Origin of the sequence: Stenotrophomonas cyclobalanopsidis (assembly GCF_008710035.1) — a bacterium.
Taxonomy (GTDB): domain Bacteria; phylum Pseudomonadota; class Gammaproteobacteria; order Xanthomonadales; family Xanthomonadaceae; genus Stenotrophomonas; species Stenotrophomonas cyclobalanopsidis.
Map to the genome: position 1 here is coordinate 274,054 of NZ_VYKI01000002.1, position 20,685 is coordinate 294,738.

The window sequence follows — 20,685 nt, forward strand, 5'->3', positions numbered from 1 at the left end:
CTCCGCGAGGGGCCCGTTTTTTATGGGCGCATGTGCTGCATGCAAGGCCCTGCCCGCGCAGCGCTTGATCGCTACGCGCTTGCGGGCACGCCTTGCCCGCCATTGATCGCCTCGCAGATCATTGGCGGAGGAAGTGCAGCAGGTCCTGGTTCAGACGGTCCGCATGGGTCTGCGTCAGGCCATGAGGTGCACCGTGGTAGACCCGCAGCGTTGCATTCCGGATCATCGCGGCAGAGGCCTCGGCGGAGATATCGATCGGCACGATCTGGTCGTCATCACCGTGGATGACCAGGGTCGGGATATCAAACTTCGCCAGATCCGCGCGGAAGTCCGTGGCCGAGAACGCGGCGATGCAATCGTAGGTATTGATCGCTCCGGCCTGCATGCCTTGTGCGACCCAGGTGTCGATCATGGTCTGCGAGCTCTTGGCACCCTGGCGCTTGAAACCGTAGAAGGGGCCCGAGGCGATGTCGCGGTAGAGTTCGCCCCGGTTGGCCTGATGGGCGGCGCGCATCAGATCAAAGACCTCGCCGGGCACGCCCTTCGGGTTGTCGTCGGACATCAACATGCGCGGGGGGACCGCGCTGACCAGCACTGCCCGGCGCACCCGTGCCGTGCCATGCCGGCCGATATAGCGTGCCACTTCGCCGCCGCCGGTAGAGAACCCGACAAGCGTCGCCTTGTCCAGATCGAGAGTATTGAGCACGACCGCAAGGTCGTCGGCATAGTGATCCATGTCGTTGCCCGACCAAGGCTGGCTTGATCGCCCGTGGCCACGGCGGTCATGGGCAACCACGCGATAGCCCCGGGCGGCAAGGAACTGCATCTGTACTTCCCAGCTGTCGGAGTTGAGTGGCCAGCCGTGGCTGAACACCACCACTTCGCCCTGCCTGGGGCCCCAATCCTTGTAGTAGAGCTCGACGCCGTCAGGCGTTGTCAGGTAGCTGGGGCTACGCGCCACCGCCACTGGCTCAGCGGTGGGCGGGGCTGCGTTCAGCGGCGATTGGGCCGCCAGCACAGTTGTAACGGCGGCGAAAAGGTATCTGAGCATGATCATTCCTGTCACGTCATGGAGGGCGCAGCCGACGGCGGCTCCGGGCGTGCGCCGTGGCCGGTCCATCGGAAACACATGGGGTGAATCGTGCCGGAGCCACTACCGCGCCGATGGCGCAGCCGCAGCCCGCTCGCCCGGGTCGAACATCGAAATGCCACCGGCGGCCCCCGTTGCGGGCACTTCGTCCTGCAGCACATCCCAGTGCTCGGCCAGTTTTCCGCCCTGCACACGGAACAGGTCAACCACCACCTGGGGTACATCGGCCCAGCCGCGGATGCGGCCATGGATGGCCACGAGATCGCCTTCGGCGATGACCAGCCCAGGCTCGTAGAAGACCTCCGGCGAGAGCGCTGCGACAAGTGATCGCAGGGCATCACGCCCCTGCGCGATGGTCGGGTTGTGCTGCACGTAATCGGCCGCGTAGAGTCGGTCCACCGCCGATGCGTCGTGGTGCTGGAACAGTGACGTCATGGCTTCCAGAACCAGCGCCTTGTTGCGCTCCGGACGCGCATCCGATGCCAGCGGCGCGGCCCGGGTTACTGCCATGGGGCCATTCATGCGCAGGAAGCGGCCATCGGGCAGGGTGATGAAGGAATGCACGTGTGCGCGGTCGTAATCCTGCACATTGGTTACCGTCGCGCCAGATGCCTCCGTCCAGCTGACGGCGAACATGCTGTTGCCAAGCGGCACCACATCGATCGCTACCGTCTCGCTGTGCGCGAAGGGGCCCTCGTCGATGGCGAATGTCATCCTGTCCAGCGAATGCAGCTCGAGGCGGACCGTGAAGTCGGGGTAGCGGACATCCATCTGTTGCCCGACAGGAAAATGTTGGCTTGACACAGGAAGACTCCTCGTTGGACACAGCGCCGGCCACAGGCCTGCACGGGTCATGGTGGGGTGGCAGCGGTACCGCAGGGGCATGGCGCTGACCATGCCCCGATGCGTGCCCGCGCAGGGCCGGCCGGGTTCAGCCAGCGCTGGGCGCCACAGGGGTATTGAGCAGCTGCTGCTCCCACATGTAGGCAATGCCACTGCCACCCACGTGATCGATCAGCACCTGCGTCAGCTTTTCAGCAGACCCCATCCGCGCCCAGTCACGCTGCCACTCGGCAGCCAACGCGACCCACGTCATCATGTTCACGCCGGCGGCGATCATCCGCTGGATCGACACGTTGTGGGCTTCGGTGGAGGTGCCGCCGGAGGCATCGGTGATCACCGTGACGTCCCAGCCTTCACCGGCTGCCTGGATGGCCGGCATCGCCACGCAGATCTCCGTCCACAGGCCGGCAATGATGAGCTGCTTGCGCCCGGTGGCCTTCACCGCATCCACCACCGCCGGGTCTTCCCAGGTATTGATGAAGGTACGGTCGATGACCGCCTGGCCCGGGAACACATCGGTGATGTGGCGGAAGAGCGCACCGCCGCGTTCAGCGATGACACTGGTGAGGATGACCGGCACATCAAAGGCCTTTGCCGACTTGGCCAGCGCGGTCGTATTGTTCACCACCGCCTGCGGATCGTGGCTGTTGACGTTGGCCAGCTGGTAGGGCTGGTGATCGATCAGGACGACGACGGAATCTTCCGGGCGAAGCAGGGAATCCAGACCGTTGCGGAAACTCATGGCAATCCTCTTTCAATGATGGGGCGCTGTCGTGATATGAAGGGCGAATGCAGCAGCACACTTCGACGTGGATACTGACAGCGCGCTGCGGAGCGCAGTAGCCACGCACCGGGCGACACTCCGTCGCACAATGAGGAACGCCTGATGGACATCGAAGAACTACGCACGTTTGTGGAGGTGGCCGATGCCGGCGGCATCACCGCCGCCGCACAGCGCCTGGGTGTTGCCAAGTCGGTTGTCAGCCGGCGGCTGGCGCGGCTGGAGGAGGCGCTTGGCATCCAGCTGCTGGCCCGGACGACCCGCGGCGCGTCGCTGACCGAGGCCGGGGCCACCTTCCGCGACTACGCTGCGCGGGTGACTGCGGAAATCGACAACGCCAGGGACATCCTGCTGCCTACGGGCGAACTGCGGGGTCGCCTGCGGATCGCCGCGCCGCTGTCATTCGGCTCCACCCATCTGGCCCCCATCTTCGCCGAGCTCGCGCGACAGCATCCCCATCTGCATGTGCATGCGTGCTACAGCGACCGCCATGTCGATCTTGTCGCCGAGGGCTACGACTGTGCGATACGCCTGGGCTACCTGCCCGATTCGAATCTGATCGCCAGGCGCGTCGGGCCCATCTACGGGAAACTGGTGGCGTCGCCGGCGTATGTCCGCAGCCACGGCGCACCGCAGGCACCGGATGCGTTGTCACAGCACGAATGCCTGATGCAGGGCACCGAGAGCTGGCAGTTCATGGATGGCGACAGCGTGGTCACCGTGCGGCCGCAGGGACGGTTCAAGGGTGACAACGGAACGGCCCTGGTGGCGGCCGCGCTGGCGGGGCTGGGCATCGCCATGCTTCCCGAAGGCCTGGTCACCGCGCAGCTGGAGGCCGGCACGCTCGTTGCGGTGATGGAACCGTATCCGGTGCGCCCAGCAGGGATGTTCGTCGTCCGTCCGCCAACGCCTCATCCTGCGCGGAAGGTCAAGGCGTTGACGGAGCTGCTGATCGAGTGCTTCGCCGAACACGCCCCCGTCCCGGCCACCAGGATCTGACGGCTGGCGCGAGGGCGGACCGGCAATTTCAAAGTTCTTCTATCGACCTGGTGCCCAGCTGCCGCGATCCTCGCGGGCCCATCCTTCGCAATGCACATCCCTCCGTGCCAATGTTCTTCCCAGCACCGCGACCTTGTTGAATCGCTGTTCCGTACCCGACCTTGGCCCGCTGTACGCGCGCTACAAAGAGGCAACATGCGCAGGTTCTGCGGTTGCAGCGCCTGCCGCACTGGCGGACCGCTATCGCCGCCAGGCCAGCCTGCTGCAGGATGAGGAGCAAGCACCGGCACTTGCAGGATCGCCTGCATGCGAATGGCCCCTGCACCCATTCCGCCACTGCGTACGCCGGCAGTCGCCACAGCGCACAGAGGCGTTCAATGCCCTCCAGGCCGACGCAATGGATACGGCCGGAAAGATGGATCAGCATGCGTTGCTGCATTACTGCAACAACCAGGTATCTGCGTGTCTTCACTTCGAATACAGGAGGCTGACCTGCCGATGAGGCAGCGCCATGTTCAACGCGCTCGCCGAACTCTAGGGCCGCAGCAGCAACCGCAGGTCATCACCCACCTGGCGCTGGTCGACCACGCGCAGCCGTCGCTGCTGGTCCATCGCCCCGATGCCGAGGCCGGCCAGCAGCGGGCGGCCGGTGTCACCCAGCAGCGTCGGTGCCTGGTACAGCAACAGCTCATCGACCCAGCCGCCGCGCAACAGCGCACCGGCCAGGGTGGCACCGGCTTCGGTGTGCACTTCGTTGATGCCACGCTCGGCCAGCAGCGCCAGCACCGCCCCCAGATCCAGGCGGCCATCGATGCTGGGCACGCTGGCGAATCCTGCGTCAGCCGCATCCGGCGCGCTCACCGCGGCATCGTGCACATACAACGTCGGCGCCCCGCCCTCGCGGACGCGGCTGCATTCCAGCGAGCGCAGGCGGGAGTCCAGCACCACACGTAGCGGTGGCATCACCTCGGTATCGGCCAGGCGCACGGTCAGCATCGGATCGTCGGTCAGCACCGTATCGGCACCGGTCAGGATCGCGCCGGCACGCGCGCGCCAGTGCTGCACGTCTTCGCGCGCCGCCTCGCCGGTGATCCACTTCGAGCTGCCATCGGCCATTGCGGTGCGGCCGTCCAGGCTCGCAGCCAGCTTCACCCGCAGCCACGGGCGGTCGCGCTCCACGCGCGACAGGAAGCCCTTGTTGAGTTCGCGCGCCTGCGCAGCCATCAGGCCTTCGGCCACCTCGATGCCCGCCTCGCGCAGCAGGTTGAAGCCACCGCCATCGACCTTCGGGAAGGGATCGCGCAGCGCCGCGACCACGCGCGACACACCGGCTTCGATCAGCGCCAGCGCGCACGGTGGCGTGCGGCCGAAATGCGCGCAGGGTTCAAGGGTCACGTAGGCGGTGGCGCCCCGCGCTTCGCTGCAGGCTTCGCGCAGGGCGAAGACTTCGGCATGCGGGCCGCCGGCACGCTGGTGCCAGCCCTGCCCGACCACGCGTTCGCCATGGGCGATCACGCAGCCGACCATGGGATTGGGGCGGGTGGTGTAGGCGGCACGTTCGGCCAGACGCAATGCGTTGGCCATGTGCAGGTGGTCAAGGACGGTGAACGAAGTGCTCATGCGGCCATGGTAACGCCGCTGGTGGGGATCCACGCCATCGTGCCAACCAACGGTTGGCACCCACCTCCCACCGGTGTGTCAGCCCTTCTTTTTCTTGGTCAGGGCGATGACATCGCCCAACAGCTGCAGCTGTTCGGTGCTGGAGGGCAGGTCGCGTTCCAGCTTCTCGATCTCCTCGCGGAAATCGGCTACGTCCTCGAAGCTGCGGTAGACCGAGGCGAAGCGCACGTAGCCGACGTGGTCGAGCTTGCGCAGTTCGTTCATCACGAACTCGCCGACCTTGATGGAAGGCACCTCGCGTTCGCCGCTGATGCGCAGCTGGTGGACCACGGCGCGTACCGCCGCTTCGATCTTCTCTTCGGGCACGGCGCGCTTCTGCAGCGCGCGGTCGAAGCCGGCGCGCACCTTGCGCTGGTCGAAGGCCTCGCGGGTGCCATCACTCTTGACGATGGCCGGCAGCTTCAGCTCGACCGTTTCCAGGGTGCTGAAACGTTCATTGCAGGCCTCGCACTCACGCCGACGGCGGATCGTCGCGCCGTCTTCGGAGACGCGCGAGTCGATGACCCGGGTATCGGCATGCTGGCAGAAGGGGCAATACATGGAACGCCTGGCTCAGGAGGAATACCTATCTGTCATCGTCATGACAGCGTCGCAAAGGTACCTGAGAAAGGAAAAACCAGCAAATGCGCGCCCTGTTCAGGCAGTGCCCAGGCGCTCCGCCCTCCACCGCATGTGGCACGCCAGGGTCAGCCAGGGCGCCCCCAACAGCACGGTCAGCAGCAGGATGACTGGGTCTTCGCTGAGGTCACGGCCAACCATGGCCAGTGCGGGTATTCCTTGGACGGCAGAAAGCACCACCAGCATGTCCAGCAGACGAAGCCCGCCTCGTGGACCGGCAGGCACCGCCTTTCCCCACGAGGTGAAAACCACGATGACGCAGACCGGAACAATGGCCGATAACAGCAGCCACGCGGCGCCGGCCACCAGAAATGCTTGAAATGCTTGGTTACCGCCGTGGAGCGAAGCCCACAGGAGTACCAGCGACCCGAGGACGCCCAGCCCAGCGCACGGCATGGAAAACAGAAAAGCATGAAAGAGCGGGCCCCACTCTTTCCCAGTACGCAATGTCGGCATTACGGCACTCTTTTCGACGGAATCATGGGTTGCCCGGGTAATGAGGGCCGCTGGAAGGTTGCCTCGCCCCTGCCCAACCACCGCAGATGCCACCCCACGCTTGCCCATGGAGCGCCGAAAAGCATCACCAAGGGCGCATAGAGAAAGGCTTCCGGGACCCATCCAGTCATGGCAAAAAACATCGCCACCGCTGCTGCCGCCTGGAAGCCGGAAACGATGACCAGAGCCTGCAACCAGGTGGCCTTCGCCCGTAGCCCCTGTGCACCAGCAGTTCGCCAGGTATTGGCCAGCATCAGCGCGGCGCTGGCGCCCCATACCCACATGAGCGCCCAGCTTGCGGCGGCCACCAGGAACACCTCAGATGGCTGATTTCTGCTGTAACAGGCCATCCCAAGCGCATACGCGATCAGCAGGCCAATCCAGGCGCATGGAAAGGAAACCAGCAATAGATGCCACCGCAACCTGACGTGCGTCAGGCGACCCAGCAGATTCATGGGCTTTCCCAAGGATGAAGACCGTTGGGAGGTTAAGCAGGCCCCTTCGCCACTACCATGCAACTTGTCTGAAAATCAGGCGCCCGGGACGGGCTTACGTCCGCCAGCGCAGCCACGCCAGATGCGCAGCCGGCAGCAGCAGCGGCGGGCCGTACAGCAACAGCGCAAAGCCCTGCCCGCGCTCGGTCAGGCCGACCACCATGCTCAGCACGGCGGCGGGAATGGCCGCCAGGGCGCCGACCAGCAGCAGGCCCCACCAGACCCGGCCCATGGCCTGCAGGCCTGATCGGCCCTGCAGCAGGAAATCGGCGCCGATGCGCACCCAGGCGACGATGCCCAGTGCCCCTGCCGCGCCCCAGCAGACCAGCAGCAGCCGGCTCAGCAGGCGGGTTTCCTGCATCAGGCCGGAGTACACGCCCACCAGGGCCACGGTGCCGCCCAGCAGCAGGCCGGGCAGGCCGAACAGCAGCGCCAGTGCAAGGTGCAGGCGTTTGTGCAGGCGCTCATCCATGTGCGTCGCTTCCTGGGTACCGGGGTCAGAGCCCTTCCCTGCGGGAAGGGATCCGACCCCACTCCCCGATCAGCCGTAGACCGGGTACTTGCGGCACTGCGCGCTGACGGCGTCGCGCACGCGGGCGATGACGGCGTCATCGGCCGGGGCGTCGAGCACGTCGGCGATCCAGTTGGCCAGGTCCACGCAGTCCTGTTCGACATAACCGCGGGTGGTCACCGCCGGGGTACCCAGACGCAGGCCCGAAGTCACGAACGGCGAACGCGGGTCGTTCGGCACCGAGTTCTTGTTGACGGTGATGTGAGCCTTGCCCAGCGCGGCTTCCGCGTCCTTGCCGGACACGTCCTTGCCGATCATGTCGACCAGCATCAGGTGGTTCCGGGTGCCGCCCGAGACGATCTTGTAGCCGCGCGCGATGAGCGTGCTGGCCATCGCCTGGGCGTTCTTCACCACCTGCTGCTGGTAGGCGGTGAAGCCCGGTTCCAGCGCTTCCTTGAAGGCCACAGCCTTGGCGGCGATGACGTGCATCAGCGGGCCACCCTGGATGCCCGGGAACACCACCGACTGCAGCTTCTTGACCAGGTCTTCGTCAGCGCCCTTGGCGACGATGATGCCGCCGCGCGGGCCGCGCAGGGTCTTGTGGGTGGTCGAGGTGACCACGTGGGCGTGTTCCAGCGGGCTCGGGTAGACGCCGGCGGCGACTAGGCCGGCCACGTGGGCCATGTCCACGAACAGGTAGGCACCGACCTTGTCGGCGATGGCGCGGAAGCGCGCCCAGTCGATCACCTGCGAATAGGCCGAGAAACCGGCCACGACCATCTTCGGCTTGTGCTCCAGGGCCAGGCGCTCGACTTCGTCGTAATCGATCAGGCCCTGGTCGTTCACACCGTACTGCACGGCGTTGAACAGCTTGCCGGAAGCATTCACCTTGGCACCGTGGGTGAGGTGGCCGCCGTGGGCCAGGCTCATGCCGAGGATGGTGTCACCCGGCTGCAGCAGGGCGAAGTACACGGCCTGGTTGGCCTGCGAGCCGCTATGCGGCTGCACGTTGGCATAGTCCGCGCCGAACAGCTGCTTCAGGCGGTCGATCGCCAGCTGCTCGGCAATGTCCACGTATTCGCAGCCACCGTAGTAGCGCTTGCCCGGGTAGCCTTCGGCGTACTTGTTGGTCAGCTGGCTGCCCTGGGCCTCCATCACGGCCGGGCTGGTGTAGTTCTCGCTGGCGATCAGCTCGACGTGGTCTTCCTGACGCTGGGTTTCGGCGGCAATGGCCTTGGCCAGTTCGGGATCGTAGGTTTCGATGCGGACGTCACGCGGGAACATCGGTTACTCCGGCAGGCAGGGAAAAGAGGGATGGCACAGCCCCTGATTGTAGCCCCGTGGCGGCCTGCCGGGGCCGGAATGGACGCGGGGCCGGATCCCCTGGAGGAGATCCGGCCCCGTATGGTTTTGCCTGTGGGCCTGGGGTCGGAGCCCTTCCGTGCGGGAAGGGCCCCGACCCCGTTGCCGGCTCAACGGCTGAGCACGTACTGGGCGATGACGCCGGTGGCGATGGCCACCAGTAGCATGTTGCCGCGGTCATCCCGGATCCACTGGTGGCCATACGGCGGGCGGCGGAGGTGGTAGCGCGGGTAGTCGTTCACCACATAGACCGGCCCGCGGTAGTAATCGCGGTAGCGATGGCCGACCTGCCAGCCGTAGCCGGGTCCCGGGCGATAGCCGGGGCGGTGAACCACGCGCGGCGGCGGCGGCGCCGGATGGTAGTGGCGGCGGTCATGGTCGCGGCGCCAGTCACGGCGGTCCTCGCGGTAATCGCGACGCGCTTCGCGGCGGTCGCGTTCCCACTCGCGACGGTCCTGGCGATGCTCGCGACGATCGTCGCGACGATCGTCGCGGCGGTCGTCGCGGCGGTCGTCGCGCCACTCGCGGCGATCACGGTGATCGTTGTCGGCGAACGCCGGCGTGACAGCGCCCAGCGCCAGCACAGAGGCCATGGCCCCGGCCACGATTCGATTAATGCGCATGAGAGACCTCTGCTGCTGTGGATGGTGATGTCCATATTGCGCAACCGATCTGAACCGTTTCCGGCTGGAAACGCTTCCCGTTGGCGCATTCTGCTCAGTATTCAGCCTTCGGCCAGCCCCACGGGGGCCCGGCAGGCGCGGCCGCGAACCGGTTCCGGCTATAATTGGCGGTATTCCATTCAGTCTGTGCCCGCTGTCGTCCGGGAGCTTCCCGCTGACGGACGGGTGCAGGGCCGCGCCCCTACGGAGACCTCATGTCCTCGCAATACATCTACACCATGAACCGCGTGTCCAAGGTGGTCCCGCCCAAGCGGCAGATCATCAAGGACATCTCGCTGTCCTTCTTCCCGGGCGCGAAGATCGGCCTGCTGGGCCTGAACGGCGCCGGCAAGTCCACCGTGCTGAAGATCATGGCCGGCGTGGACACCGATTTCGAGGGCGAAGCCCGCCCGCAGGCCGGCATCAAGGTCGGCTACCTGGCGCAGGAACCGGAACTGGACCCGACCAAGACCGTGCGTGAAGCGGTGGAAGAAGGCGTGGGCGAAGTGCTGCAGGCGCAGGCCGCGCTGGAAGCGGTATACGCTGCCTACGCCGAGGAAGGCGCCGACTTCGATGCGCTGGCCAAGGAACAGGAGCGCCTGGAGGCGATCCTCGCCGCTGGCGACGCGCACACCCTGGAAAACCAGCTGGACGTGGCCGCCGATGCGCTGCGCCTGCCGCCGTGGGATGCCGTGGTCGGCAAGCTGTCCGGTGGTGAAAAGCGCCGCGTGGCGCTGTGCCGCCTGCTGCTGCAGAAGCCGGACATGCTGCTGCTCGACGAACCGACCAACCACCTCGACGCCGAGTCGGTGGAATGGCTGGAACAGTTCCTGGCGCGCTACACCGGCACCGTGGTGGCGGTCACCCATGATCGCTACTTCCTGGACAACGCCGCCGAGTGGATCCTGGAACTGGACCGCGGCCGCGGCATTCCGTGGAAGGGCAACTACACCGACTGGCTGACCCAGAAGGATGAGCGCCTGAAGCAGGAAGACAACCAGGAAAAGGCCCGCCAGAAGGCGATCCAGAAGGAACTGGAATGGTCGCGCCAGAACGCCAAGGGCGGCCGCACCAAGGGCAAGGCCCGTCTGGCCCGCCTGGAAGAGCTGCAGTCGGTCGATTACCAGAAGCGCAACGAGACCAATGAAATCTTCATCCCGCCGGGCGAGCGCCTGGGCAACGCGGTGATGGAGTTCAAGAACGTCTCCAAGAAGTTCGGCGACCGCCTGCTGTTCGACAACCTGAGCTTCCTGGTGCCGGCCGGCGCCATCGTCGGCATCATCGGCCCGAACGGTGCCGGTAAGTCGACCCTGTTCAAGATGATCACCGGCCAGGAAAAGCCGGACACCGGCGAGATCGTGGTCGGCCCGACCGTGAAGCTGTCCTACGTGGACCAGAGCCGCGACGCGCTGGAAGGCAACCACAACGTCTTCCAGGAAATCGCGGGCGGCCTGGACATCCTCAACATCAACGGCATCGAGATCCAGTCGCGCGCCTACATCGGTCGCTTCAACTTCAAGGGCCAGGACCAGCAGAAGATGGTCGGTTCGCTGTCCGGTGGTGAGCGTGGCCGCCTGCACATGGCCAAGACCCTGCTGCAGGGTGGCAACGTGCTGCTGCTCGACGAACCGTCCAACGATCTGGACATCGAAACCCTGCGTGCGCTGGAAGATGCGCTGCTGGAGTTCCCGGGCAACACCTTCGTCATCTCGCATGACCGCTGGTTCCTGGATCGCATCGCGACCCACATCCTGGCGTTCGAAGGCGATTCGCACGTGGAGTTCTTCCAGGGCAACTACCGCGAGTACGAAGAAGACAAGCGCCGCCGCATGGGCGACGACGCCGCGCCGAAGCGCCTGCGCTTCAAGGCGCTGAAATAAGAAAGGAAGAACGGCCGCGCTCTGCGCGGCCGTTCTGCATTCTGCTAGGTCACCACCGTTGGTCGTGACGCCTTCCGCGCAGTCAGGCACTTTTTCACGTGATGGCGGCCGTCTTCACGTCCGTCAAGCACGCGTCACACCTTGTCGCACATGGCCTGTTGACAGCTTGCAACTATTTGTATGTTCCGCCGCACCGTCATCGGGTTTCCTACGCCCCGCGTTACATCCCCAAACGTAGGAAAACCCCCATGAAAACCATTATCAGTACCACTGCCGCCCTGTTGCTGTCGGGCACCGCTGCTGCCGCGCCGGCGCAGTGGGACGGCTTCTACCTGGGCGCCCAGGCCAGCCACAGCGAAGGCGGCAGCCATGACCGTGGCAATGCCGATGCCTCCGAAAACAGCATCCGCGGCTTCACTGGCGGCGTGCAGGGCGGGCGCTACTGGCAGTTCGACAACAACGTCGTGACCGGCGTCGAAGGCGCGCTGTCGTTCGGCAACATCGAGCGCGAGTGGAAGGACCGCGACGTCAACCGCTACAGCCCCTACCACGGCAAGGACTCCGTCAGCCGCTCGGGCAGCATCCACGGCACGCTGGGCTACGCCATGGGCCGCTGGCTGCCGTACGTGGGTGCCGGCGTGACCGTTGCGCAGCAGGAGTTCACCCTGGGCTGCGACAAGTCGCTGGTGGAAAAGACCAACGGTTGCCGCGTGGCCGAGTTCGAACACCGTGCCAGCCACACCACGGTCGGCACCCATGCAGTGGCGGGCGTGCAGTACCGCTTCAATGACCGCCTGTCGGCAGGTGCCGAGTACCGCTACACCCACCTGGGTTCCAGCCCGGTGACCCTCGAAGACCCCAATTACCCGGGCGCAGCCCGCCGCAACTTCCATACCGACTACAGCAGCGTTACGCTGAAGTTGAACTACTACTTCTAACCGCCTGACGACGCATCCGCACTCCTTCGGGCGGCAAGGCGCGCAGGCATGAGAGATCTGCGATGTCCCTGTTCGAGCGCCTGTTCCAGCTGCAGCAGCACGGCACCACCGTGCGTACCGAACTGCTGGCCGGTGTCACCACGTTCCTGACGATGTCCTACATCGTCTTCGTCAACCCGGAGATCCTGGGCACCACCGGCATGGACGCCGGTGCGGTGTTCGTGGCCACCTGCCTGGCCGCCGCGCTGGGCTCGGCAGTGATGGCGCTGGCAGCCAATTTCCCAGTGGGCATGGCGCCGGGCATGGGCTTGAATGCGTTCTTCGCTTTTACGGTAGTGGGCGCGGCCGGCCTGCCGTGGCAGCAGGCGCTGGGCGCGGTGTTCATCTCCGGGCTGGTGTTTTTGGTGCTGTCGCTGACCGGCGTGCGCGCGTGGCTGGTGGCCGGCATTCCGTCGTCGCTGCGCTCGGCCATCGTGGCCGGCATCGGCCTGTTCCTGGCGATCATCGCGCTGCAGAAATCCGGGGTGATCGTCGGCAACGAAGACACCCTGGTCGCGCTGGGCCCGCTGAACACCGCACCGCCGCTGCTGGCGCTCGGTGGCTTCCTGCTGATCGCGGTGCTGGAAGCACGCCGCGTGCGCGGCGCGATCCTGATCGGCATCCTCGCCGTGACCGGCGCCGGCTGGGCGCTGGGTGACGTGCAGTATCACGGCCTGGTTTCACTGCCCCCCAGCCTGGCGCCGACCTTCCTGCATCTGGACCTGCCCGGCCTGCTGCACCACGACGGCGGCGCGCCGCTGGCGGTGCTGTTGCAGGTGGTGCTGGTGTTCGTGCTGGTGGAAGTGTTCGATGCCACCGGCACGCTGTACGGCGTGGTCGGCCGTGCTGGCCTGCTGAAACTGCCGGGCGCGCAGAAGCGCTTCGGCCGTGCGCTGCTGGCCGACAGCACGGCCATCGTGGCCGGTTCACTGCTGGGCACCAGCAGCACCACGGCCTTCGCCGAAAGCGCCTCGGGCGTGCAGGTGGGCGGCCGTACCGGCCTGACCGCACTGGTGGTGTCGGCGCTGTTCCTGGCCGCGCTGCTGTTCTCGCCGTTGGCAGCGATGGTGCCTGCCTATGCCACCTCCCCTGCCCTGCTGTTCGTGGCCGGCCTGATGCTGCGCGAACTGGTGGAAGTGGACTGGAGTGACCTGACCGAATCGGTGCCGGCCGCGCTGTGTGCGCTGGCGATGCCGTTCACCTATTCCATCGCCAATGGCTTGGCGTTCGGCTTCATCGCCTACGCCGCGCTGAAGGCCGGCACCGGCCGCTGGCGTGAGGTGCATCCGGCGGTGTGGCTGGTGGCCACGCTGTTCGTGCTGCGTTACGCGTTGGAATAAGCGGCCGCGCTGCGCGCTCGCCGGGCATGGCCCGGCGCCACCGGAACATGCGCGGCGCCGAAGGTAGCGCCGGGCCATGCCCGGCGGCACTACCGGCAGCGATCAATGCCGCGGCTGCAGCTGCCCGTCGGCGCCGAAACGCCAGCGGCCTTCGGCCCAGCCCAGGCCGAACAGGCTGAGCATCTGCGTGTAGTAGACCGGCGTGGCTGCGCGCTGCTGTGCGGCACTGGGCAGGCTGTCCTGCAGTTGCCGGGCCAGCGCGGTTTCGCCCTGCGCCAGCAGGTAGGGCAGCAAGGCCGCACGGAAGCCGTCATTGCCTTCGCCCTGCCCTGCACCGCTGCGGGTATCGATCTTTTCCCACATCGTCGCACCACTGCGGAGGCGCTGCAGCGGGCCGGACAATGCCTGCAACTGGCGCTTGAACAACGGGTCGCGCGGTGCGGTCATGCCCGCCCAGGTGTAGCAGCGGATGGCGTCGTAGCTGCCGACCGCGCCGCTGACCGGATCGGCCACGAATGCCCCGTCTTTCCATGCAGCCCAGTCGGGCGCGAAGCCCTGCGGACTGCTCTGCTGCAGCAGCGCCACGGTGTTGCCGGCCAAGGCCTGCCACGGGCCGTCGCGATCAACAGCGGCAAAGCGGCGCAGCAGTGGCAGCGGCAGGTAGCTGGGATTGACCCGGGTGACCCCATCGGCCACGAACCCGTTCGGGCCGGGCAGCAGCATCGGGCCCAGCCCATCAAGGTCGGCGATCTCGCGCTCGCGGACCTGCGCCAGCATGGCCATGGCGATGCGCTGATAATCCGGCATGCGCCACAGGCGCGCCGCTTCCAGCAGGGCATAGGCCAGCCACAGGTCCGAGTCAGATGCGGGATTGGGATCCAGCACCGACCAGCTTCCCTTGCCATCGCGGCCCCACAGCCAGGCTGGCAACCGCGCGGCCATGTCACCACCGGCGAGGTTGTCCTGGGTCCAGCGCAGCACGCGCGCGAAGCGCTCGGCATCGTTGGCCACCAGCGCGAAGAACAGCGCATAGGACTGGCCTTCGGAGGTGCTGCGCTGGTCGGCTTGGCTGCGATCGATCATGCGACCGTCCTCACTCAGGCTGCTGTCGCACAGCAGCTGCCAGGCCGGCCAGCCACGGCGGCCATCGTTGGCGGCGCAACCGGGTACGGCGATGGACAGCAGCGGCAGTGCGGCCAGCGCCGCCAGCAGGCGGCGGCGGGAGACCGTAGCGACGAGCGGGGTGGCGACAGGCGGCATCAGCATCTCCAGGTGCAGGAGCCGGGGGCAGGAACCGGCCGGGCTGCAGGTATAGCGCAGGCGGCGGACACGCGGCGTGCAGGCCTGCGTGCCCGACCCGCCAACGCTCAGGGCCCGCCGCTGTACGGCGAGCGCAGCACCTGCGGGCGCATGCCCAGGCCCGAGCCCAGGCGGTCGAGCAGGAAGCGCAGGTACAGGCTGGTGCCGAACTGGCGGTAGTCACGCGCGTTGTTCAACTCCATCCGGCCGCCCAGGAACAACTGGCTGGACAGCTGCCACTCGGCGGCGGCGCTGAGGTTGTAGGACACGCCGGTCTTGGTCTGGCCACTGTAGACCGGTGCCACGTACTCGCTGGTCAGCCCGAGCAGCGCAGCCATCGACGCGGCGTCATAGGCCGCCTGCTGCAGGGCAGCGTCGGTGGGGAAGTAGTCAGAGGCCTTTTCCTCGAAGTACTGCACGCCGACGCTGCCATCGACCTGCCAGGCCACCCGCGCGCGTTCATTGCGGCCGTTCCAGTGCACGGGGAAGCCGACATCGAGATAGCGCTGCGGGCTGAAGTAGCCACCCTGCCCGTAGGTGAAGCCACTCAGGTTGCGCTGGTACTGCAACGCGGTGACATTCAGGCCAGCGGTGAGCGACTGGTTGCTGGTTTCCAAAGCCTGTACGTACACGCCCAGGCCAACTTCGCTGCGTTCGTTGTTGGCCACGTTTTCGCCCTGCAGGCGATGCCAGGACAGGTTGGCGTAGCCACCGATGAGCCCGTTGTCGAGCGTGCCGCCGATCTTGGCACCGGTGGCGGTGACGCCGCCCCAGCGCTGGCCGGTGCGGTCGTCCTGCACCCCGGAAAAAGCGAGGACGCTGTCGGTGACGGCGCGGCGCGAGGCTTCACCGGTCCAGGTGAAACCCTCGCCGATGCGGCCTTCGTAGGCGACGCCGCCGACCATCTGGTTTTCCGAGAAGCCCAGTGGCGAGGTGCCGACATCCGCGCGCAGGCCGCCGCGCTGATAGCCCACCGAAATGCCGGCGCCCGTCGCATCCTGCGCGGACAGGCGACGCGCGCCGGCGGCGTTGGCCACCATTGCATACAGCGTGTCCTGGAAGGTGATCGGACTCTGGCCGCTGTTGGCACCGCTGGCCAGTGCCTTCAGCTGTGCCTGTTCGGCGCTGGTCAGTCCGCGCGACAGGCCGCCGTTGTTCAACAGCTGGGTCGCGATCTGGCTGATCGGCGTATTGCCGACATCACGCGACAGCAGGTAGGCCGGCAGTGGATCGGCAAACAGCAGTGCCAGTGCCGCCGTGCGTCGTTCGGCGGCGGTCAGCGCACCATCGGTCTGGTTGTACAGCTCCTGGTAGCGACCGTTATCCAGTGCACGCTGTTCGATCAGGTTGCGCGTGGCGTTGCTTTCACCGCGGGTCAGCAGGGTCTGGTAGAGCGAAGAGCCCACCAGGTCGTCCACCGGAGTACGGTCAGCGGCCAACGCGCCGGCCAGCGCCGCCTGCGGGCCACCGCCAAAGCGGCTGGCGTCGACATACGCGGCATCCGGTTGCCCGGCATCGAGCACGACCGGGGTCACGGCCACGATCAGCTTGCCATCGCCCACCGCGAAGCGGGCCTCCATCGGCACCTGCAGATCATCCAGCTTGCCTTGCCCGGGTTCACCATCGCGGCTGCGGTAACTGGCACCGACGGCCAGGCTGCTGCTGTTCTCTGCGGTGAGGTCACGCAGTTCGGCCAGCACGCCCTGGTTGCCGGTGCTGGCGGTGGCGGCCTCGGTACGGCGGCTGCGGCTGGACTGGCCCGGGACCGGCAGCGCATCGAGCTGCGCCGTCGCCGTGCGCGCGGTGACCGGCTCGGGCAGCCCGGACGCATCGAACAACGGCCCCTGCACGCTGCTGCGCGGCAGGCCGCTGCTGCCGACGGGCGCGGCAGCAGCCAGCGCATCGACCGCCGCTGGCAGTGGCAGGTCGCCGCTGCGCAGTGCACGACTGGCAACGCCGCGGTTCATGCCGGCGAAGGGGTTGAACGCACCGGCACCGCCGGCCAGCGCTGCGTTGCGCGAACGCGGCATGCCGGCATCGGCGTAACCGGACTGGCGGGCGGCAGCAGCCAGCGAGGCCTTGAAGTAACTTTCGGCACGGCGGTTCTTGCCGGCGGCGCGGTACACGCGGCCGGCGCCGGCCAGCACGTCGGGTGAATCGGGCGCCTTGGCCAGCGCCTGCTGCAGGTAAGCCTCGGCGGTATCCATGTCACGCAGCGAGGCGGCACTGCCGGCGGCGGCGACCAGCGCATCGACATCGCCGGGACTGCGCTGCAGCTGCTGCTGGTACAGCGCCAGCGCCTGGCCATGATCGCCGGCGGCACTGTACAGCCGCGCAAGTGCCGCGATGTTGCGTGGGTCGTCGGGATGCTCCGCCAGCGCCGGGGCCAGCACGCTGTAGGCCGCTTCCAGGTTGCCCTGCTCGCGCAGCGCATCGACCTGGCGCAGCACGTAACCGGAACGCAGATCCTGCAGGCGCGCCTGCTGGGCGGCATCCAGCTGGGCCTGTCCCAGCTGGCGCAGCACGGCGGCGACTTCGCCATCACGCCCCGCGCGCAGCAGCACCGAGGCGTACTGCAGGCGGGCCTCGGTACTGGGGTTGTCCCCCTGCAGCAGGCCACGGGCCAGGGTCATCGCGCGTTCGCTGCTGCCGATGTCTGCATAGGCACCGGCCAGTGCCGCCACCAGTTCCGGGTTCTGGGCCTGGTTGCCGAGCGCAGCCTCGGTGCGCGCCAGCAGCAGCTGCGCTTCACCGGTGCGCTGGCGCTGGGCCAGGCTGCGTGCCTGCGCACCCTGCGCCTGCACCAGGGCCACGGTGCGCAGCGCCTCGATCTCGGCCGTGCGCGCGTTGGCTGGGATCTGCTCGAGGAGCGTGAGCATGCGCGGCCACTGCTGGCGTTCCTGCGCGAACAGCGCCTGCGCCTGCAGCGCCTCCACCGACCCGTCAGTGCCCGCAGCAGCCAGCTCGGCCATGACCCGGTCGGCTTCGCCGGCCTGCCCCATGCGCTGGTACAGGCGCGCCAGTTCCAGACGCAGCCAGGGATCGTCAGGCTGGGCCAGCAGCGCGTCCTCCAGTTCCACCTGCGCCATCTGCAAGCTGCCGCCGGCGATGGCTTCCTGCGCGCGGGCGCGGGCCAGGTTGGCGCGCAGCACGGCACGGCCGCCGGCCTTTTCCTGCTGCGCGGGGGTCATGCGCTCCATCATCACGGCCGCTTCTTCGGCCCGGCCCTGACGGCCAAGCAGGCCCACCAGGCCCTGCAGCGCACCTGCATCGCCCGCGTCCAGTTCCAGGGCCTTGCGGTAGCTGCGCTCGGCCGCAGCGGGGTCGGTGCCTTCCTGCAACTGCGCCAGCGCCACATGGCCGGCCGGCTGCTTCGGCTGCAGGCTGATGGCCTGCTGCACGCGTGCCAGCGCATCGGCACCGCGCTGCCCGCGCACCTGCTGCAGGGTCAGCCAGTAACGCGCACTGTCGGCGGCACTGCGCCACTTTCCATCGCGGGCCACGGCCTGCTTGAGCAGTTCATTGGCCTCTTCAAAACGTTCCTGGCGCAGGCGCACCGAGCCAAGGCCGCCAAGCGCACCGGCATCGCGCGGACGCGCGCGCAGCACCTGGGCGAAGCGGCTTTCCGCCTGCGCCAGCTGGTTGTTGTCGAGCGCGCGGAAGGCTTCACCGAGCAGGCGCTGGTTGGGGTCGACCGCCGCAGCGGCGGTGCTGGCCTGCTCGCGCAGCTGGCCCGCCTTGGCGGCCACTTCGCGATCGTTCGGCTGTGCGGCCAGGAAGGTCTGGTACAGCGGCGCGTCGGCAGGACCTGCATTGAGCCACAGCAGCGCCTGGCGCCACGCCGCTCGGGCGGGGCCACCGGTGTCCTGGCGCTGGCTGAGCGCGCTGAGCTGGCTGATGCCATCGCGGCGGCTGGGCTCGCGGTAGGTCAGTACCTGCGCCAGCGCCAGCCGTGCCGACGGCGTGTCGTTGCGACCAACCAGTTTCTGCAGGCCATCGCGCGCGCGCGCCCAGCCTTCCGGGGTGCCGGCCAGCACCTGGTAGTACTCCAGCGCAAGATCGTCCGGCGGCGCGCTGCCGGCGAACGCCTTGTCGTAGCTGCGCACCGCATCGACATAGCGGCCGGCCGCCGCTGAACGGCGCGCGGCCTGCAGCGGGTTGTCACCGCCGCCGGAACCTCCGCCCAAAGCCAGCCGCAGACGCGCGGTCTGCGGCGCCTGCGGGTGGCGTGTCTGCAGCTGCTGCAGGCGCCTCTGTGCCTCGGCACGGCGCCCTTGGTTGAGGTCGATCAGACCCAGGCCGAGCAGCGCATCGGGCTGGTTGACGTCGGTAGCCAGCAGCTTCCGCCAGGTATCGGCCGCCAGGTCTTCACGGCCCTGGTCGTGCCAATAGTTGCCCTGGTTGACCAGCTGCTGCACTGAGGCGCTCTGCGCCCAGGCTGGCGTTGTCAACACGCACAGGTCGAGCAGGCCGACCAGGCATAGCGGCTTCAGGTGTTTGCGGAACATGGGTTACTCCAGGCAGGCAGCAAGCGCCCGTCGGCGGAAAATCGGAAGCGTCGGTCCATCCAGCCTTTGCCGAACAGGACCAGCGAACGCTCGTAGTAGTTCAGATCGGTGGCCGCTTGTACGCGGGCCTGCTGCGCTTTCAGCAGCGCAGGCTGCGCGGATGCCGCCAGGCAAGGCAGCAGGGCGGCGGAAAAGCCGGCCGGCGCGGTGCCGGTGCCGACGCCGGTGCGGACCTGGATCTTCTCGGCCAGGTGCCCCTGCTCACGCAGCATGCCTACCGGGCCGGACAGGGCCTGCAGCAGACGGCGACGCAGCGGGTCGGCGCTGTCGACCATGCCCGCCCACAGGTAACAGCGGATGGCGTCGTAACTGCCCAGATCGCCCTTGTCTGCGTCGGTGACGAACGCACGTCCGTTCCATGCGACCCAGTCGGGCGCAAACCCGACGGGAGCGCTGGCTTCCAACAGCGCGACGCTGCGTTCGGCCATGCGTGCCCAAGGACCCTTTGCATCGACTGCCGCGAAACGGCGCAGCACGAACAGAGGCAGGTAGCAAGGGTTGAGTGTCCAGCGATCGGCATGGATGAAGCCGGCGTTGCCAGGCAGCAGCATCGGGCCAAAGCCAGGCAGCTCGGCCACTTCGGCCTTGCGCATCAGCGCCAGCATCTGCCGGCCGGCATCGTGCAGGCCGGGGCGCTTCCACAGCCGCCCGGCTTCCAGCAGAGCGTAGGCGATCCACAGTTCGCCATCGGACGCGGTATTGGGATCCAGCACGCGGAACTGGCCGGCCGCATCACGGCCCCACAGCCACGCGGGGAGGTTCAGGTCGGGGCGGCCGCCGCAGAGCTGGCGACGGGTCCAGCCGAGCACCCGGTCAAACAGCACCGGATCGTTGTCGACCAGCGCGAAGAACAGCGCATACGACTGAGACTCGGAAGTGCTGCGCAGATCCTTGTTGAGGAAATCCACGACCCGGCCATCGTCCTGCACATGCTTCTGCACGAAGCTGCGCCATTCCCGCCATGGGCCCGCGCAGCGCGGCAGGCTGACCGCCTGCACGGCCGCCGGCAGCAGTGCCATGCCCGCCGTCCCGGCCAACAGCTGCAGGAAACGGCGACGTGCTGCACCGTGAACAACGATGGCCATG

General features: G+C 67.4%; 17 protein-coding genes. 4 read left to right on the forward strand and 13 right to left on the reverse strand.

Going from position 1 to position 20,685, the window contains the following annotated elements; genetic code table 11:
- Window positions 1-118 precede the first annotated feature (118 nt).
- From FJU31_RS03150 to FJU31_RS03160, 3 genes are all read right to left on the reverse strand, one after another.
- Window positions 119-1,051 carry an alpha/beta fold hydrolase gene (locus tag FJU31_RS03150; protein ID WP_246161195.1) on the reverse strand — a complete coding sequence of 311 codons (933 nt, stop codon included), beginning with the start codon at window positions 1,049-1,051 and terminating at the stop codon, window positions 119-121.
- Window positions 1,052-1,153: 102 nt separating this feature from the next.
- Window positions 1,154-1,861 carry a nuclear transport factor 2 family protein gene (locus FJU31_RS19345; RefSeq protein WP_223176397.1) on the reverse strand — a complete coding sequence of 236 codons (708 nt, stop codon included), beginning with the start codon at window positions 1,859-1,861 and terminating at the stop codon, window positions 1,154-1,156.
- Window positions 1,862-2,021: 160 nt separating this feature from the next.
- Complete coding sequence (locus FJU31_RS03160; protein ID WP_150453439.1) at window positions 2,022-2,675, reverse strand: hydrolase; 654 nt, start codon at window positions 2,673-2,675, stop codon at window positions 2,022-2,024.
- 144 nt (window positions 2,676-2,819) lie between these two features.
- Here FJU31_RS03160 and FJU31_RS03165 point away from each other — a divergent pair, with 144 nt between their 5' ends.
- Entirely contained in the window at window positions 2,820-3,713 is an 894-nt protein-coding gene (locus FJU31_RS03165; RefSeq protein ID WP_150453440.1) for a LysR family transcriptional regulator, read from the forward strand.
- A gap of 534 nt (window positions 3,714-4,247) precedes the next feature.
- Here the strand turns inward: FJU31_RS03165 and ribD are convergent.
- The 7 genes from ribD to FJU31_RS03200 all read right to left on the reverse strand — a co-directional run bounded on the left by ribD (window position 4,248) and on the right by FJU31_RS03200 (window position 9,496).
- On the reverse strand, window positions 4,248-5,333 hold the full coding sequence (ribD, locus tag FJU31_RS03170) for a bifunctional diaminohydroxyphosphoribosylaminopyrimidine deaminase/5-amino-6-(5-phosphoribosylamino)uracil reductase RibD (protein WP_150453441.1): 1,086 nt from the start codon (window positions 5,331-5,333) through the stop codon (window positions 4,248-4,250).
- A gap of 78 nt (window positions 5,334-5,411) precedes the next feature.
- Window positions 5,412-5,933, reverse strand: coding sequence for a transcriptional regulator NrdR (gene nrdR, locus FJU31_RS03175; protein WP_108767702.1), 522 nt, complete (start codon window positions 5,931-5,933; stop codon window positions 5,412-5,414).
- 96 nt (window positions 5,934-6,029) lie between these two features.
- Window positions 6,030-6,467: a hypothetical protein gene (locus tag FJU31_RS03180; protein WP_150453442.1), complete on the reverse strand. Its 438-nt coding sequence runs from the start codon at window positions 6,465-6,467 to the stop codon at window positions 6,030-6,032.
- Window positions 6,467-6,961: a hypothetical protein gene (locus tag FJU31_RS03185; RefSeq protein WP_150453443.1), complete on the reverse strand. Its 495-nt coding sequence runs from the start codon at window positions 6,959-6,961 to the stop codon at window positions 6,467-6,469. The genes FJU31_RS03180 and FJU31_RS03185 overlap by 1 nt, the downstream gene beginning before the upstream one ends.
- 94 nt (window positions 6,962-7,055) lie before the next feature.
- Window positions 7,056-7,472: a hypothetical protein gene (locus tag FJU31_RS03190; protein ID WP_150453444.1), complete on the reverse strand. Its 417-nt coding sequence runs from the start codon at window positions 7,470-7,472 to the stop codon at window positions 7,056-7,058.
- Window positions 7,473-7,541: 69 nt separating this feature from the next.
- Window positions 7,542-8,795: a serine hydroxymethyltransferase gene (gene glyA, locus FJU31_RS03195; RefSeq protein WP_150453445.1), complete on the reverse strand. Its 1,254-nt coding sequence runs from the start codon at window positions 8,793-8,795 to the stop codon at window positions 7,542-7,544.
- Window positions 8,796-8,983: 188 nt separating this feature from the next.
- On the reverse strand, window positions 8,984-9,496 hold the full coding sequence (locus FJU31_RS03200; RefSeq protein ID WP_150453446.1) for an RcnB family protein: 513 nt from the start codon (window positions 9,494-9,496) through the stop codon (window positions 8,984-8,986).
- A 254-nt stretch (window positions 9,497-9,750) separates the two neighbouring features.
- On the opposite strand from FJU31_RS03200, the gene ettA reads away from it, so the two are divergent.
- From ettA to FJU31_RS03215, 3 genes are all read left to right on the forward strand, one after another.
- Complete coding sequence (gene ettA, locus FJU31_RS03205) at window positions 9,751-11,415, forward strand: energy-dependent translational throttle protein EttA (protein ID WP_108767699.1); 1,665 nt, start codon at window positions 9,751-9,753, stop codon at window positions 11,413-11,415.
- A gap of 248 nt (window positions 11,416-11,663) precedes the next feature.
- Window positions 11,664-12,353, forward strand: a complete 690-nt coding sequence (locus FJU31_RS03210; protein ID WP_188115437.1) for an outer membrane protein — start codon at window positions 11,664-11,666, stop codon at window positions 12,351-12,353.
- A 62-nt stretch (window positions 12,354-12,415) separates the two neighbouring features.
- Complete coding sequence (locus tag FJU31_RS03215; protein WP_150453448.1) at window positions 12,416-13,732, forward strand: NCS2 family permease; 1,317 nt, start codon at window positions 12,416-12,418, stop codon at window positions 13,730-13,732.
- 102 nt (window positions 13,733-13,834) lie between these two features.
- Here the strand turns inward: FJU31_RS03215 and bcsZ (FJU31_RS03220) are convergent, their stop codons facing one another.
- The 3 genes from bcsZ (FJU31_RS03220) to bcsZ (FJU31_RS03230) form a co-directional block, all read right to left on the reverse strand.
- Window positions 13,835-14,992, reverse strand: a complete 1,158-nt coding sequence (bcsZ, locus tag FJU31_RS03220) for a cellulose synthase complex periplasmic endoglucanase BcsZ (RefSeq protein ID WP_150453449.1) — start codon at window positions 14,990-14,992, stop codon at window positions 13,835-13,837.
- A gap of 107 nt (window positions 14,993-15,099) precedes the next feature.
- Complete coding sequence (locus tag FJU31_RS03225; RefSeq protein ID WP_150453450.1) at window positions 15,100-19,539, reverse strand: cellulose biosynthesis protein BcsC; 4,440 nt, start codon at window positions 19,537-19,539, stop codon at window positions 15,100-15,102.
- Entirely contained in the window at window positions 19,521-20,684 is a 1,164-nt protein-coding gene (gene bcsZ / locus FJU31_RS03230; RefSeq protein WP_150453451.1) for a cellulose synthase complex periplasmic endoglucanase BcsZ, read from the reverse strand. Before bcsZ (FJU31_RS03230) ends, FJU31_RS03225 begins: the two co-directional genes overlap by 19 nt.
- Window position 20,685: the final 1 nt, after the last annotated feature.